This window comes from Pseudomonas deceptionensis (genome assembly GCF_900106095.1).
Taxonomy (GTDB): Bacteria; Pseudomonadota; Gammaproteobacteria; order Pseudomonadales; family Pseudomonadaceae; genus Aquipseudomonas; species Aquipseudomonas deceptionensis.
The window spans coordinates 2,861,301-2,876,722 of record NZ_FNUD01000002.1; the positions used below are offsets into that span (position 1 = coordinate 2,861,301).

Genomic DNA, 15,422 nt, shown 5'->3' on the forward strand with positions numbered 1-15,422 from the left:
GGGGCATCTGAGGAGTACTGGCTATGCTCGCGTCAGCGACGGTTTCAAGCACCCCGGCGGTGGTTCCCACTTCCACGGCCATCACTGAAGATGCGCCTTATCTGCTGGAAGTGATCAACGTCACCAAGGGCTTCCCCGGCGTGGTGGCGCTTGATGACGTGCAACTGCGGGTACGTCCGGGTTCGGTGCTGGCCCTGATGGGGGAAAATGGCGCCGGCAAGTCGACCCTGATGAAGATCATCGCTGGTATTTACCAGCCCGATTCCGGTGAGCTGCGCCTGCGGGGCAAGCCGGTCACTTTCGCCGGCCCCCTGGCGGCGTTGCAGGCCGGGATCGCGATGATCCACCAGGAACTCAACCTGATGCCGCACATGAACATCGCCGAGAACATCTGGATCGGCCGTGAGCAGCTCAACGGGCTGCACATGATCGATCACAAGGCGATGTTCCGCTGCACCGCGCAACTGCTGGAGCGCCTGCGCATCGACCTTGATCCCCAGGAACTGGTGGGCAACCTGAGCATTGCCGAGCGTCAGATGGTCGAAATCGCCAAGGCGGTGTCCTATGACTCGGACATCCTGATCATGGACGAACCGACCTCGGCCATTACCGACAAGGAAGTCGCCCACCTGTTTTCGATCATTGCCGACCTCAAGTCCCAGGGCAAAGGCATCATCTACATCACCCACAAAATGAATGAAGTGTTCAGCATTGCCGATGAAGTGGCGGTGTTTCGCGACGGCGCCTACATCGGCCTGCAACGCGCCGACAGCATGAACGGCGACAGCCTGATTTCCATGATGGTGGGCCGCGAGCTGACCCAGCTGTTCCCGGTACGTGAAACCCCGATTGGGGATTTGCTGCTGTCGGTGCGCGACTTGCGCCTGGACGGGGTGTTCGAGGATGTCTCATTCGACCTGCATGCCGGCGAGATTCTGGGCATAGCCGGGTTGATGGGCTCGGGGCGTACCAACATTGCCGAAACCATTTTCGGCATCACCCCGAGCGACGGCGGCGAGATCCGGCTCGATGGCCTGCCGGTGCGGATCAGCAGCCCGAATCAGGCGATTGAAAAAGGCTTTGCGCTGCTCACCGAGGACCGCAAGTTGACCGGGCTTTTCCCGTGCCTGTCGGTGCTGGAAAACATGGAAATGGCGATCTTGCCGCTCTACGCCGGCAACGGTTTTATCCAGCAAAAAGCCCTGCGCGCCCTGTGCGAAGACATGTGCAAAAAGCTGCGGGTCAAAACCCCGTCGCTGGAGCAGTGCATCGACACCCTGTCGGGCGGTAATCAGCAAAAAGCCCTGCTGGCACGCTGGCTGATGACCAACCCGCGGGTGCTGATCCTGGACGAGCCGACCCGGGGTATCGACGTCGGTGCCAAGGTCGAGATTTACCGGCTGATCTCCTTTCTGGCCAGCGAAGGCATGGCAGTGATCATGATCTCGTCGGAACTGCCTGAAGTGCTGGGCATGAGCGACCGGGTGATGGTGATGCACGAAGGCGAGCTGATGGGCACGCTGGATCGCAGCGAGGCGACCCAGGAACGGGTCATGCAACTGGCGTCCGGTATTACGGCGATTCATTAACGATTTCGCCGCAGCCGCAACAGGGCCGCTGGCGCAGCAGAACAAGAGAGTAAACGTCCATGAACGCAGTCACAGAAAACAAACCTGCCATAGCTCCGTCCAAGCCCAAACAGCGTCGCCGGTTTCCCACTGAGCTGAGCATCTTTCTGGTGTTGATCGGCATCGGCCTGGTGTTTGAAGTGTTTGGCTGGATCGTGCGTGACCAGAGCTTTTTGATGAACTCCCAGCGTCTCGTCCTGATGATCCTGCAGGTCTCGGTCATTGGCTTGCTGGCGATTGGCGTCACCCAGGTGATCATCACCACCGGTATCGACCTGTCATCGGGTTCGGTGCTGGCGCTGTCGGCGATGATCGCTGCCAGCCTGGCGCAAACCTCGGACTTCACCCGCGCGGTGTTCCCGTCACTGACCGACCTGCCGGTGTGGATCCCGGTGATTGCGGGGCTTGGGGTAGGGCTGCTGGCGGGTGCGATCAACGGCAGCATCATTGCGATTACCGGCATCCCGCCGTTTATTGCGACCCTGGGCATGATGGTGTCGGCCCGCGGCCTGGCGCGTTACTACACCGAAGGCCAGCCGGTGAGCATGCTCTCGGACTCCTACACCGCCATCGGCCACGGCGCGATGCCGGTCATCATCTTTCTGGTGGTGGCGCTGATTTTCCACATCGCCCTGCGCTACACCAAGTACGGCAAATACACCTACGCCATCGGCGGCAACATGCAGGCGGCGCGCACCTCAGGCATCAACGTCAAGCGCCACCTGATCATCGTCTACAGCATCGCCGGTCTGCTTGCAGGTCTGGCCGGGGTTGTTGCTTCGGCACGGGCTGCCACCGGGCAGGCGGGCATGGGCATGTCCTATGAGCTGGACGCGATTGCCGCAGCGGTCATCGGCGGCACCAGCCTGGCGGGCGGGGTAGGGCGCATCACCGGGACCGTGATCGGTGCACTGATCCTGGGAGTCATGGCCAGCGGCTTTACCTTTGTGGGAGTCGATGCCTACATCCAGGACATCATCAAGGGCCTGATCATCGTCGCTGCGGTGGTTATCGATCAGTACCGCAACAAGCGCAAACTCAAGCGTTAAGGCGCACAGGGGTAGATGGCTGTTGACCTTAATTCGCCAGCCCTGATCGTTAGGGGCTATCCGGGGCTCAAGCGCCAGGACTGTCGGGACTGCCTTGGAGCCATCGCTCAAACGCGTTGTGGGCGGGGTCTTCGAGGCAGGGCGCGTAGTACACCAGATGCAAGTGCCTGCCGGCGTCAATGGTCAGGGTGGTGTGCTCCAGCGAGATATTTCCAAATGCGGGAATATCAAGACGCCTGACGCCCTGACAGGGGCCCTGGATATCTTGCCTGTTCCACCCGTGTTTGAATTCGGCACTCACTTTCTCAAGGTCGCGTACCAGCTCAGCCACATCGCTTTGCGCCGACGCATGGGCAAAGTCACGGCGAAAGCTGGACAGCATCTCAATCGCCTGCTGGTCCCACGCGCACAGCAGCGAACGCATGGGCTCATCCGTGAACAGCATCCACAGCAAGTTGCGCTGTGCTGGCGGTTTGTCTGCAAAGTTGAACAGTTTATCGGCAGCACTGTTCCAGGCCAGAACGTCCCATCGCAGATTCAGCACATAGGCGGGGCGCAGCGGCATGTCTGCCATCATTCGATGGATGACCTTTGGCACCACGCACCAGGTCTGCGCCGGCTCGGCGGGCGCTCGTTGGTAGGTCAGCAGGTAAAGGTGCCTGCGCTCTGTAGCGTCCAGTTTCAAGACGCGGCACAGGCTGTCGAGGAACGCCGGTGAAACCCCGATATCGCGGCCTTGCTCCAGCCAGGTGTACCAGGTCAGCCCGACCCCCGCCAACGCGGCAACCTCCTCACGCCGCAACCCGGGCGTCCTTCTTCGACCGCCGGCAGGCAATCCTGCCTGATCGGGCGAAATGCGCTCCCGGCGGCTGCGCAAAAATGCCGCCAACTCATCCCGGGTGCGCTCGAGTGTCCTGGCCATTACACCGTTGCTCCTTGTAATAGTATAAGTGGTAGATATTGTAACAATTATAAGCATGCTCAAGAATCCGCCGCGTTGAGGGGATGCGCAATGGCTGCGCGTCCTGATTTCGCAAAGGAAAATGCTTATGCTCAGAGCAACACCCTCATCGGTCTACTGGATAGCCCTCGGCGCCTTTGCGCTGGGCATGGCGTCCTTTGTCACGGCCGGCCTGATACCCATGATCGAGCAGGCATTCAGTGTGCAGGCGGCGGTGGCGGCTCAATTGGTGACGGCCTTTGCCCTGGCGTATGGCATCGGCTCGCCCGTGTGCGTGGCCCTCTTGCCCCCGCAGCGCCAAAGGCTCGGGCTGTTGTCCGCGCTGGGGGTTTTTATCCTGGCCAACGGGGTGAGTGCCGTGGTGGATGACTTCTGCGTTCTGCTGGTATGCCGCGCATTGGCCGGGCTGGGTGCCGGCGTTTATCTGGCCACGGGCATCACTGCCTGTGCGGCGGTATCGGCGCCGGACAAGCGCGGTCGGGCGATTGCCATCATCATGGCTGGCATGGCTTGCGGCACCGTGATTGGCGTTCCTTTGAGCCTGCTGCTCGCGGAGCAGGCAGGGTGGCAGGCAGCTCTGTGGCTGATCGCACTGCTGGGGGCAGGGTCGTGGCTGGGGTTGGCGGTCTACCTGCCAGCGCTCCCTGCCGGGCCGGCAATGACCATCCACAGCAAACTTCTGTTACTTGAGAACAGAAGGGTCGTGGGCATCCTGCTGGTTTCGCTGCTGGCCGCTGTGTCCAGTCTGGGGATGTACACGTTTATTGCTCCGCTCCTGACGGACCCCGCATACGCAGGGGTTGAGAGCGTGACGCCTTATCTGTGGGTATGGGGCCTTGGCGGGGTGGCTGGAAGTTTCCTGATCGCCCCACTGATTGAGCGCATCGAGGGGCCGTTGCTGACATTTATCATCATGCTGGTGCTGGCCGTTTCGCTCTTGGTCTTGCCGCTGGCCGCTGGCGTGTCACCCTGGTTGGCCATGGTGCCCATTGCGATGTGGGGATGCGTGGGATGGGCCTTGCAGGTCCCTCAGAACAACGAGTTGCTCTTGCAGCGCGAGCAGCATGGCGATGGTAATTTGGCAGTGGCCTTGAACGAGTCGGCACTTTACCTGGGGAGCGCACTGGGGGCTGGCGCCGGAGGTTTGCTGTTGCTGTTGAACATGCCGGGTTGGAGCCTGGCGATCGGAGCCGGTGTCGTCGCGTTGCTTGGCGCCGCATTGCAGTTCCTGCTTTTGCGCACACATCACTTTCAACTTTCAGGACGCATCCAGAATGTCGACCACAGCTCGTTCGATTGAACACTATATTTTTGCCAAGGACGCAAACCGCCCACACCTTCTGCGCCAGGCTTTCACACCCGATTCAAGCCTTGAAATGGTCGTGCACACAGGCGCCATTTCATTTCCGCCCCAGGTCAGCGGTCGGGCAGGGATCGCTGACGTATTGGTTCGTCGCTTCGGCCAGACCTATGAAAACGTCTATACGTTCTGCCTGGGCGCACCCCCCGAGGCAGGGGCAGGCAGCCATGCCTGCAAATGGCTGGTGGGCATGTCGGTCAAAGAAACCGGCGAACTGCGTATCGGCTGCGGGGAGTATCACTGGCGTTTTGAGCCGCAGTCCGGGCTCGCAGAACATTTACGCATCACGATCGAATACATGCAGGCTTGCACGGCGCAGGACCTGGAACCGGTCATGAATTGGCTGCAGGCGTTGGACTATCCGTGGTGCCTGCCTGGCAAAATGATTGATGGCGCACCGCCCATCAGCAACATTGCCCCCATCATGGAATACCTGAAAAGCTGAAGTCAGGCCCCCCGCGAGACACAAGGCAATAGCGCGGCAATCCCCTCCGGCACACCACGTCTTCGCACGTGGTGTGCGCATTTTCAGCCCCATGATGGAATTTCTTGCTATAAACGCACTCCATTAGCCCCTGCGGAACACGTTTTTCGTCACTTTTCAGGTTTTGCTGGACAAATAGCTGTCTTTTCGGTTGCTGAGTCGATAAGTCGGCCTTAGACTGCCGCCCCTCGTAAATTGAGTGCCGGGTGGCGCTTGAAATAGATAGCACCTAACTGGTTGGGATGAAGAACGGTCAGGACGCTCCCTAATTCGCCTTAATGCACGTATTTTTTATAGAGAAATCAATGACAAAGGATAAGTTGCTGGCCATGCCGGCGGATGACTACATGAATGCCGAGCAACATGCTTTTTTCAGTGAGCTGTTGCAAAACATGAAGGTCGAAACCCACGAGCGTATTGAGCAGAACCGCATCGCGATCGAGAGCCTGGATACTCCTGCCGACCCTGCTGACGCCGCTTCGGTTGAAGAAGAGCGCACCTGGCTGGTGAACGCAATTGATCGTGATCAGCGCATGTTGCCTCAGCTGGAACAGGCTCTGGAACGCATCAAGGACGACAGCTTCGGCTGGTGTGATGACAGTGGCGACGCAATCGGCCTTAAGCGCCTGCTGATCAGCCCGACCACCAAGTACTGCATCGAAGCTCAAGAGCGTCACGAGCAAATCGACAAGCATCAGCGTCAAGCCTAAGCGTTTGACCTTGCCGGGGCCGCACCATGCGGCTCCGGCAGCTTGCCGGGCCCCGCAGTCATTCGCACTGCCGGCCATACAGCCTGTTGTAATCCCCGCTAAAATTTAATGTAGACGTTGAGCTGAGTGTTTCGGTTGTGTCCCCTTATTATTCGGCACGGCGTTTTTGCGCAAAGCGGAATTAATCGAGGGCCAGCGTCATGAGTCACTCCAGCAAGACGGCGCGCGTGTTGCGTGTCGGCATTTTTTTCGATGGCACAGCCAATAACGCGTTCAATACCCTCACCGGACAAGTGCGTCAGGCCCAAGGCCAGGCGGTGGATGCGGGCAGCAGCTATGCCGGCGTTGCGACCAATATCGCCAAGCTGTACCACTGCTACCCGACGCAGGACGGCTTTGACGACGCCGGCCGGGCGGTGGCCTCGCTCTATGTCAGCGGTATCGGCACCACCACGGGAGCGGCCGACACACCTTTCCCGGGCCTGACCTATGGCCGTGGCCGCACCGGCGTATTGGGCAAGGCCGATCAGGCCCGGGCGCAGTTGACTGAGTGCCTGCGCCACTTTGTGAGCCTGGATGCCGCCCATCCCATCACCCGAGTGCAACTGGATATTTTCGGTTTTAGTCGCGGCGCAGCGGCGGCCCGGCATTTCGTCAATCAGGTCGCCAGCATTCCCTTCAAAACGCAATTTAAACTGGCCCCGGACTTTGAGTGCGTCATCCAGTTCGTGGGCCTGTTCGATACCGTCGCGGCAATGGGCGGGCTGGAGGATCTGGGGGATGTTGGTGACGAGGTCAACCCGGGGCTTAATCTGTACCTGGGGCCCAAGTGCGCACGGCAAGTCGTGCAGTTGAATGCCCGTGATGAGCTGCGGCGCAATTTTTCGTTGAACCGAATCGCCCCGCAATGGCCGGTGGATCTGGCAGTGCCCGGCGCCCATGCCGATGTGGGCGGCGGCTACCCCAACGAAATGCAGGAGCAAGTGTTCCTGACCCGGTGGCAGAGCAACCTGGTCAGCCCCTCCACCTCGATCCAGCACACCCGGGCCTGGAAGTTCACCCACGCGCAGCTGCTGGCATGGCAGGCTGAAGACTTGATCGACCCCCTGGACACAGATGCGGTGCTGGAGATTCGCACCCGCGAGCAACCCGAGGGTAGCCGTGAAGACCCGATGAAGCGTGTGCAGGCTGCCGTCTTCATGCAGCGGCGGGTACAGGGCCAGCTTTCACGGGTGTACCTGCGCATCATGCACGGGTTGGCGTGTGAGAACGGTGTGCCTTTTGGCGAATTGAGCGATGCACAGGCCGGGTTGCCCGATGAGTTGCTGCCCGTTGCGGCGCGGCTACAGGAGCAGGTGCGCCAGGGGAGCATCCGGCTGAGCGTTGCCGAAGAGCGCTTGTTGCGCCAGCGCTACGTTCACCAGTCGGCCAACTGGAATGCCAATGTGGGCGACGGTCTTGGCATGCTGGACAAGGCTTTTTTCAACATACCGCAAGAGGGCGGGCGCTCTGTATATGATCAGAAGGCCCCGGCATAAGCCCGGGTATTGTTACCGTTGATGCAATGGATCTATGCAGTACATAGCTTTTTCCGGTTGCCTTTACTCTCTACTATGGCGGACATCGTTAGGTAACTAACTAAATAGGTGGAATGACCATCATGTCCAATCAGGTTGATGTCGCCGTAATGATAGGCAGCGGTGTACCCAAGGGCTTGCGAGCCCTGGGGAAAAAGGTGTGCTGGGTGGTGCTGGTCAATGGCGAACAGCGTGGTACGGCGTTTTCCAGCCGTCTGGAAGCTGAAGAATGCCGCGCAGCATGGCTGGCGCAGCTGAGCGCCAACCATTGCGCAATGCAGGTTCGGGCTCAGCGTGCTTGAGACGTGATCAGTGGGGGATGTTGCTGGGCTGCGTGGCTGCGGTTCAGGCGTTGAGGGCACCAGCGTCCACGGCGAGTTTCAATTCCTGAGCCGAACCCTTGGCCGCGATTTCTGCCTGTTCGGCTGTCTTGAACCAGCGGTCTTTCTCGACCTGGTGGTAAGTCACGGTTTTTAGCGGTGGTTTGGCCCGCATCACAATCACTGCCTGAAACTCACCGTCGACTTCTTTGGACTCGCCGCGGATAAAAAATTCGCCAATATCAAATTCCGTCACGTGTCACTTTCCCTTCGAGGTAATGGAGCCAGACAACCCGGCGGCATGGGCCAGGCCGATTTTTCGCCAGTATGGCAGTTGTTGACAGCCAGCGGCGCAGTTAACGCATTGGTGCGACGAAAGCCCTGCCGAACGGGGCCCTAATGCAGCAAAAAATACACCGATTGCCTGATAGAGACGCGGTTGTGTATACCCAACTTCAGGTTTGAGCCGGTAGAATGGCGTCCCGGCAGTATTTTTTAGCCAGTTTTCGCTGTTGCGGGCCCAGGTTGATGCCCTTCAGCTGCGGGTACCTGTTCGCCGGGTTAACCATGGCGCGACTTATTAGTCCTGATGTCATACGTCACTTCTGACTCGAACAGTCAGGAGACCTTGTTGTACTCGGTTTTTTACTTCAACAAGTGGCTGCGGCCTTTTTTCTGCTGCCTGTCTTTTATCTGGCAGTCCCACTTCAAGTTTTCGAGGGTTTTTCGTTGGCAGTCAGCAATTTGGAGATGCATGCGTTGTTTGTTCTGGGTGACTTGCGGGCACGCTTGGTCAAGTTGTTCCAGTCCCGTTTTGTGTACATCACAGAGCAGACCGCAGAAGGTATTTACATCGCTGAGATCGATACAGAAACAGCGATGGTGGTAGATGACAAACCGGGCCTTGGGCTCAAGGTCGGCGATCATTTTCGTGCCGCCGTCTTGCCCAGCCGTGAAGGCGGCAAGCTCGAAATAAAGTTCCGCGATATCAAAATGACTATCTACGGCATCGGCGAGTACGCCTATGTCAGTTCGCCTCTGGGCGAAGGCATCGTGTTCAAGGAAGGCCAGACCGTGATGTTGATCTTCGCGGCCCAGGAACAATTGAAAGAAGGCCTGAGCAAAACCCTGAAGGCCGTCACCGCCAAAGCCGCCAAATGGCCCAAGGGCGAGCTGACGTTCAAGGCCAGCAAAGAGTGACCCTGACACGCCACGCGTTTCACCAGCAGCACCTTGAGCAGGCGCGGGCTCAGGCGGCTGAGCTGTTTGCACAAAAGGCAGTCCTGCAAGGCGCCTGGCTCAACTGGTGCGCGGGCCAGTTGTACAGCTTGCGTCCCGCCGAATACGCAAGCATGGTGCGCCGCGAGCTGGAGCAGTTGCAGACCAGCAAAGACTCGTAGCCGCGGCTACCGAGGCACCTGGCTTCGATGGGCCGCATGGCGGCCCCGATCTCCTGAAGGCCCTTCGGCCCTGATCGCAGCCTGATGCGTCGGCAGCGACTACAGGCTCAATAGGTGTCTATCCCTCAAACAGCCTAACCCCAATGGACGATGTTCAGGGGTCGGGGGCGTTTGATTATCGCGATCACTTACAACAAGTGTGCGAGGGATCGACAGCATGGGCGTTATCGTCTTTACAGTTGCTGTGCGAGGTCGTAATGACCAACGCACCTGAACTCACCCCCATGCAGCGCTTCGTCAACCGCTGTGCCGAGCAATTGATGGCCCGGCGCAAACTCCTGCTCGGCTTCTTTTTGCTGGTCACCCTGGCCCTGGGCTATAGCGCCACCCAGGTACGGTTGGACCCCGGGTTCAACAAGCAAATCCCGGTGCGCCATGCCTACATGCTCAACTTTCTGGATTTTAGCCGTATTTTCACCGGTGCCAATCGCCTGCTGGTGAGCGTGCACTGGAAGGGCGAGGGCGATATCTACAACCCCGAGTTCCTCCAGACCCTGCAACAGGTCACGGATGACGTGTTCTTTATCTCCGGGGTCAGCCGCCCCAGTGTGACCTCGCTGTTTACCCCCAATGTGCGCTACATCGAAATCACCGAAGACGGGTATGTCGGTGATCTGGTGGTGCCGCCGCAATACGCCGCCACCCCCGAAGATTTACAGCAAGTGCGCAGCAATGCCGCACGCTCCGGGCAGATCGGCCGCTTGCTGGCCAACGACTTGAAGTCGGCCATGGTGCGCGCCGATCTACAGGACGTGGACCCCAAGACAGGGCAGCCGGTGAGCTATGTGCAAATCGCCCAGCGCCTGGAAGATATCCGCACCAAATACAGCAACGCCAACATCGAAATCAACATCGTCGGTTTCGCCAAACTGGTGGGCGATGTGGTGGAGGGGCTGAACACGGTAATGGGCTTTTTCGCCATTGCGTTCCTGATCACCGGTGCCTTGCTGTGGGTGTATTCACGCTCGTTGCGCCTGACCCTGGTGGCGCTGTTTGTCGCCTTGCTGCCGGTGGTCTGGCTACTGGGCCTGTTGCCGTTGTTGGGCCTGGGGATCGACCCGATGTCGATTCTGGTGCCGTTCCTGATTTTCTCCATTGGCGTATCCCACGCCGTGCAAATGACCAATGCCTGGAAGCAGGAAGTGCTGGCCGGCAGTGATTCGGTCAGTGCCGCCAAGGCGGCGTTCAGCAAGATTTTCATCCCCGGCGCCCTGGCGCTGCTGATGAACGCCCTGGGGTTCGGGGTGATCATGCTGATCGATATCCCCATCGTTCACGAGCTGGGGGTCACGGCCTGCATTGGCGTCATGTTGATGATCATCACCAATAAAATCATGCTGCCGCTGATCATCGCCCACCTGCAACTTGAGCCACGGCTGATGACGGTCAAGGCGCGTACCGGCGACGCCCGCCATCCGCTGTGGTGGCGCCTGTCCGCGCTCGCCACGCCGGGGCCGGCCCTCTGGGTGTTCGCCTTCAGCCTGGTGCTATTGGCGGTGGGGGCGATCAAGGCCCGTGAGCTGGCGATCGGCGACATTGGCTCCGGCGCCCCGGAACTGCGCGCCGACTCGCGCTACAACCAGGACAACCAGAAGATTATCGGCAACTACTCCATCGGTCTCGATGTGCTGTCGGTGTTCCTGACGATTCGCGACCGCAGTGAGGCCTGCCTCGACCCGGCCGTGATGCGTGCGGTGGAAACCTTCGACTTCAAGATGCGCGAAGTGCCCGGCGTGCAGTCGGTGCAAAGCGTGGCGGGCATGAGCAAGCAAGTGATCGCCGGCAACAACGAAGGCAACCCGCGGTGGGCGGCCATCCCCGGATCTGCCCAGGGTTTGCAGCAGGGCGCCTACGCCTATTCGCCGGATTCGGGGCTGGTGACTGATGGTTGCCAGCAGATGCAGATCCTCGTGTTCCTGACCGATCACGAAGGTGCCACCGTGGCCCATGTAGTGGACGAGGCCAAACGCATCATTGCCGGGATTGAGGTGCCGGGGGTGGAGTTCAAACTGGCGGGCGGCAATATCGGCGTCATGGCCGCGTCCAACGAAGCGGTCAAGCACGCCGAGGTGGTGATGCTCGCGGCGCTGTTTATCTCGGTCGCGCTGTTCTGCCTGCTGACCTTCCGCTCAGTGCGTGCGGTGCTGTGCATTCTGGTGCCGCTGGCGATAGTCGCGGTGCTGTGCAATGCGCTCATGGCGCTGCTGGGCATTGGCCTCAAAGTCGCGACCCTGCCGGTGATGGCGCTGGGTGTCGGGGTGGGGGTGGATTACGGCATCTACCTGTACGAGCGCATCGAGCATGAAATGGCTGCGGGGCAAGACCTGCGCGAAGCCTTTTACCGCGCCATGTGCCAGCGCGGTACGGCGGCGGTCTTTACCGCGCTCACCATGTCGCTGGGGGTGTGTACCTGGGTGTTTGCGCCCCTCAAGTTCCAGGCCGACATGGGCCTGCTGCTGGCCTTCATGTTTATGGTCAACGTGCTGGGCGCGATCTTCCTGCTGCCGGCCCTGGCCGCCTGGTTCAACCTGGGCAAACCGTTGGTGGCGGACAGATCCCCTATGGCAGCTGCCGAAGGCTGTGTCCGGCCGCGAAGCGGTCGTAAACCCCTTGATGCAACTGTTCAGACAGATTGAGTGGCCCCGATCAGGACCGCTTCGCGCTCCAACGCAGCCTTCGACAGCTGCTACGAGGTTTTGCATTCATACAATAAGAAGGAGAACTCCCCTCATGCGACGTATCACACAGATGGGCGGCTGGCTGTCAGTTGCCCTCGTTTTGAACGGTTACAGCGGGCTGGTATCCGCCCAGGCTCCCGCCGACCAGATCGCCCGGCTGGGCAAGGACCTGACCTGCGTCGGGGCACAAAGGGCAGGCAATGCCGAAGGCACCATCCCGGCGTTTGGCGGGCAATGGCTGGGCGCGGCGCCGGGGATGAAATTCGAGGGTACCGGCAAACACCCGATTGATCCTTACCCGAGCGAAAAGCCGTTGTTTGTGATCACTGCGCAAAATCTCGACCAGTACGCCGCGCATCTGTCCGAGGGGCAAAAAGCCCTGTTCAAGCTCTACCCGCAAAGCTTCCGCATGCCGATTTACACGTCGCACCGCGACTTCCGCTTCTCTGACACGGTGTGCAAGGCCACCCTTGAAAACGCATCGGTCGCCAAGCTGGTTGACGACGGCGAAGGCGTGGTCGCACGCACCGGCGGTGTGGCATTCCCGATCCCGCAAAACGGCATTGAACTGCTGAAAAACGCCTCGCTGTTTACCGTGCGGGCCTGGACCGAGGAGTACACCTCCGACAACGCCTATGTGCTCAAGGACGGCAATATCAACTGGGGCCGCGTGCACTCACGCAATATGGCGCCGGGGCTGGAGCCGGGCAAGATTGGCGACACCACCGGCAACTCCTCGTTCTACCTCAACGAAACCCTGCTGCCGCAGCGTGACAAGGGCGAAATCAACACTGGTACCGAGTACTGGAACGACAAGACCGAGCCGCGTCAGAGCTGGCGCTACGACCCGGGCACTCGCCGCGTGCGCCAGTCCCCGGGTTATGGTTTTGACATGGCATTCCCGGGCTCGGGCGGTTCGATCACCGTCGACGAAGTCCGGATCTTTAACGGCTCTGCCCAGCGCTACAACTGGAACATCGTGGGTAAAAAAGAGCTGTATATCCCCTACAACACCGCGCGCCTGCACGGCAACGACCTGAAATACGCCAACCTGCTGACCCCCGGCCATATCAACCCGGACAACATGCGTTACGAGCTGCACCGCGTGTGGGTGCTTGAAGGCGTACTCAAACCCGGCAACCGCCACCTGTATGGCAAGCGCACGATGTACATCGACGAAGACAGCTGGTTCCCGATCATGGGCGACAACTACGACAACCGTGGCGAGCTGTGGCGCACCTCGATGGTCAACTACTTCTACGCCCCGGAAACCCAGACCTGGCAGGCCGGTGTTGGCCTGTATCACGACCTGAATGCCGGCAGCTACCTGGCTTTCAACCTGATCAACGAGCAGCGCAACGGCTATGTCCTGAACAAGGGCGGTTTTGCTCCGGGGGATTTTGGCCCCGAAGCGGCACGCCGGGCCGGCAAGTAACCCTGTAACTCCCTGACTTTGCCCAACGCCCACTGCCACAGGCCCTGCCTGTGCGCAGAGGGCTGGGCGAAACAAAAAAACAATAAAAAGGAGCAAGGCATGTTCAAGCACTACACACGTTTTGTGGGCACCGGTTTGCTGTCGGGGCTGAGCACTCTGGCGCTGGGGGCGCCGACCCTCGAACTGGGAGAAAACACCACCCTGGATTCGTCGCTGACCGTGAACTACACCGCCTCGATGCGAACTGAAAAGCCGGATCACGAATATCTCAACAACATCAACTACGACGATGCCACACGCAACTTCAAGCGCGGTTCGTTGATCAACAACCGGGTCAGTGTGTTTGGCGAGTTGATGCTCAAGCACGACAACCTCGGCGCGGTGATGCGCGGCAGTCACTTCTATGACGAGGTCTACCACCAGCGCAACGACAACGACTCACCGGACACGGTCAACAAGACAGGTCGCTACAACGACTTCAGCCAGGACACACGCAAACTCAGCGGCAGCAAGGCGCGCCTGCTGGACGCCTACGTGTACGGCGACTTCACCGTCAACGACGATCAGTATGTGTCCCTCAAGGCAGGGCGGCATCTGGTGGCCTGGGGCGAGAGCCTGTTCTGGCCCAACATCAGCCAGGGCCAGGCACCGGTGGACGCGACCAAATTCAACGTGCCGGGCACAGAAGCCAAGGATGCCTACCTGCCGGTGGGGCAGGTTTCGGGCTCGTGGTCGGTGAATGAAGACCTGGCCTTGCTTGGCTTCTACCAATACAAGTGGGAAGAGACACAACTCAACCCGGTGGGCGACTACTTTGGCAGCGACACGTTTGGCCCGGGCGCCGAGTTCTTTCGTTTGGCCCCGGGCATTGTCGACAACCTGCCGGATGCGTCCGCTGTGGGGTATGGCGGTTCGGTCAAACCGGGCAACAGTGGCGAGTGGGGCCTTGGCACCCGTTACCGGGTGACGCAAAACACCGAAATCGGCCTGTTCCACTACCGTTACCACGACCGAGTGCCGGCGCTGTTTTTCGACTTTACCGGCCAGACCCACTACTCCTCGCTGAACAAGGTGGGCGGTAATGGCAACGGACCGAGTTACCAGCTGGGCTACTTTGACAACATCAAACTGACTGGCATGAGCTTCACCACCAAAGTGGGGGATTCCGTGCAGTTTGCCGGCGACCTGAGCTACCGCGACGGTGCGGCGGTGTACCTGAGCAATGGCGCCCCGGCCCGTGGCCAGGTGTGGCAAGGCAACCTGAACGCGGTGTACATCCTGGGGCCATCGTTTTTGGCGCAACAAACCACCTTGATGACCGAAGTGGTGCACCAGCGCATTCAGGGTGTGGATGACCTGACCATCACCGGTGGCGGTGCGGGAACTGACGGGACCTTCAACAAATTCGTGTACGACGGCCAGACCCGGGGATCGAGCCTGCTGGGGTTGGGCGCGTACTTCGATCATCCGAACGTGTTCAATGGTTGGGACCTGACCACCAAGGCCACCTGGACCCAGAACATCGACGGCAGTGCTTACTCGGGATTGGGTCGTGCGGAAAAGCGCCTGACCCTGGGCGGAGACTTCAAATACCTGGGCAACTTTCAGTTGGGGCTGACCTATGTGGCGTACCTGAGCTCGGCAGATATCGCCCAGGGGCGGACCATGGCGGACAGGGACTACCTGTCGTTTAACGGCAAGTACACGTTCTGAAGGTGAGGGGAGGGCGGCAGGACCAGCCCTCACCCCAACCCCCTACC

At 59.8% G+C, this 15,422-nt stretch carries 14 protein-coding genes; 12 read left to right on the forward strand and 2 right to left on the reverse strand.

All coding sequences use genetic code 11. From position 1 onward, the window contains the following. Nucleotides 1-23 precede the first annotated feature (23 nt). A complete protein-coding gene (locus BLW11_RS13075) occupies nt 24-1,589 on the forward strand; it encodes a sugar ABC transporter ATP-binding protein (RefSeq protein WP_048358338.1) in 1,566 nt (521 codons plus the stop codon). Between the two features lie 59 nt (nt 1,590-1,648). Beyond that, nucleotides 1,649-2,677 carry an ABC transporter permease gene (locus tag BLW11_RS13080; RefSeq protein ID WP_048358337.1) on the forward strand — a complete coding sequence of 343 codons (1,029 nt, stop codon included), beginning with the start codon at nt 1,649-1,651 and terminating at the stop codon, nt 2,675-2,677. Nucleotides 2,678-2,744: 67 nt separating this feature from the next. Here BLW11_RS13080 and BLW11_RS13085 read toward each other — a convergent pair whose 3' ends face one another. Next, nucleotides 2,745-3,599, reverse strand: coding sequence for a helix-turn-helix transcriptional regulator (locus tag BLW11_RS13085; protein ID WP_048358336.1), 855 nt, complete (start codon nt 3,597-3,599; stop codon nt 2,745-2,747). A gap of 127 nt (nt 3,600-3,726) precedes the next feature. Here BLW11_RS13085 and BLW11_RS13090 point away from each other — a divergent pair, with 127 nt between their 5' ends. The 5 genes from BLW11_RS13090 to BLW11_RS13110 all read left to right on the forward strand — a co-directional run bounded on the left by BLW11_RS13090 (nt 3,727) and on the right by BLW11_RS13110 (nt 8,071). Beyond that, nucleotides 3,727-4,938, forward strand: coding sequence for an MFS transporter (locus tag BLW11_RS13090; protein ID WP_074836783.1), 1,212 nt, complete (start codon nt 3,727-3,729; stop codon nt 4,936-4,938). Then, nucleotides 4,913-5,443: a hypothetical protein gene (locus BLW11_RS13095; protein WP_048358335.1), complete on the forward strand. Its 531-nt coding sequence runs from the start codon at nt 4,913-4,915 to the stop codon at nt 5,441-5,443. The genes BLW11_RS13090 and BLW11_RS13095 overlap by 26 nt, the downstream gene beginning before the upstream one ends. A gap of 344 nt (nt 5,444-5,787) precedes the next feature. Beyond that, on the forward strand, nt 5,788-6,192 hold the full coding sequence (locus tag BLW11_RS13100; RefSeq protein WP_016780464.1) for a TraR/DksA family transcriptional regulator: 405 nt from the start codon (nt 5,788-5,790) through the stop codon (nt 6,190-6,192). A gap of 200 nt (nt 6,193-6,392) precedes the next feature. Continuing rightward, nucleotides 6,393-7,730, forward strand: a complete 1,338-nt coding sequence (locus tag BLW11_RS13105) for a T6SS phospholipase effector Tle1-like catalytic domain-containing protein (RefSeq protein WP_048358334.1) — start codon at nt 6,393-6,395, stop codon at nt 7,728-7,730. Between the two features lie 122 nt (nt 7,731-7,852). Then, nucleotides 7,853-8,071 (forward strand): hypothetical protein, encoded by a 219-nt coding sequence (locus BLW11_RS13110; RefSeq protein ID WP_048359484.1) that lies wholly within the window; start codon nt 7,853-7,855, stop codon nt 8,069-8,071. Nucleotides 8,072-8,114: 43 nt separating this feature from the next. Here BLW11_RS13110 and BLW11_RS13115 read toward each other — a convergent pair whose 3' ends face one another. Next, complete coding sequence (locus BLW11_RS13115) at nt 8,115-8,345, reverse strand: hypothetical protein (protein ID WP_048358333.1); 231 nt, start codon at nt 8,343-8,345, stop codon at nt 8,115-8,117. A gap of 473 nt (nt 8,346-8,818) precedes the next feature. Here BLW11_RS13115 and BLW11_RS13120 point away from each other — a divergent pair, with 473 nt between their 5' ends. The 5 genes from BLW11_RS13120 (at nt 8,819) to BLW11_RS13140 (ending at nt 15,375) form a co-directional block, all read left to right on the forward strand. Further along, nucleotides 8,819-9,289, forward strand: a complete 471-nt coding sequence (locus tag BLW11_RS13120) for a hypothetical protein (protein WP_048359483.1) — start codon at nt 8,819-8,821, stop codon at nt 9,287-9,289. After that, nucleotides 9,286-9,489 (forward strand): hypothetical protein, encoded by a 204-nt coding sequence (locus BLW11_RS13125; protein WP_420912187.1) that lies wholly within the window; start codon nt 9,286-9,288, stop codon nt 9,487-9,489. Before BLW11_RS13120 ends, BLW11_RS13125 begins: the two co-directional genes overlap by 4 nt. 284 nt (nt 9,490-9,773) lie before the next feature. Continuing rightward, a complete protein-coding gene (locus BLW11_RS13130) occupies nt 9,774-12,185 on the forward strand; it encodes an efflux RND transporter permease subunit (RefSeq protein WP_074836925.1) in 2,412 nt (803 codons plus the stop codon). Nucleotides 12,186-12,279: 94 nt separating this feature from the next. After that, nucleotides 12,280-13,662, forward strand: coding sequence for a DUF1329 domain-containing protein (locus tag BLW11_RS13135; protein ID WP_082136229.1), 1,383 nt, complete (start codon nt 12,280-12,282; stop codon nt 13,660-13,662). Nucleotides 13,663-13,761: 99 nt separating this feature from the next. Then, nucleotides 13,762-15,375, forward strand: coding sequence for a DUF1302 domain-containing protein (locus BLW11_RS13140; RefSeq protein ID WP_048358330.1), 1,614 nt, complete (start codon nt 13,762-13,764; stop codon nt 15,373-15,375). Nucleotides 15,376-15,422 lie beyond the last annotated feature (47 nt).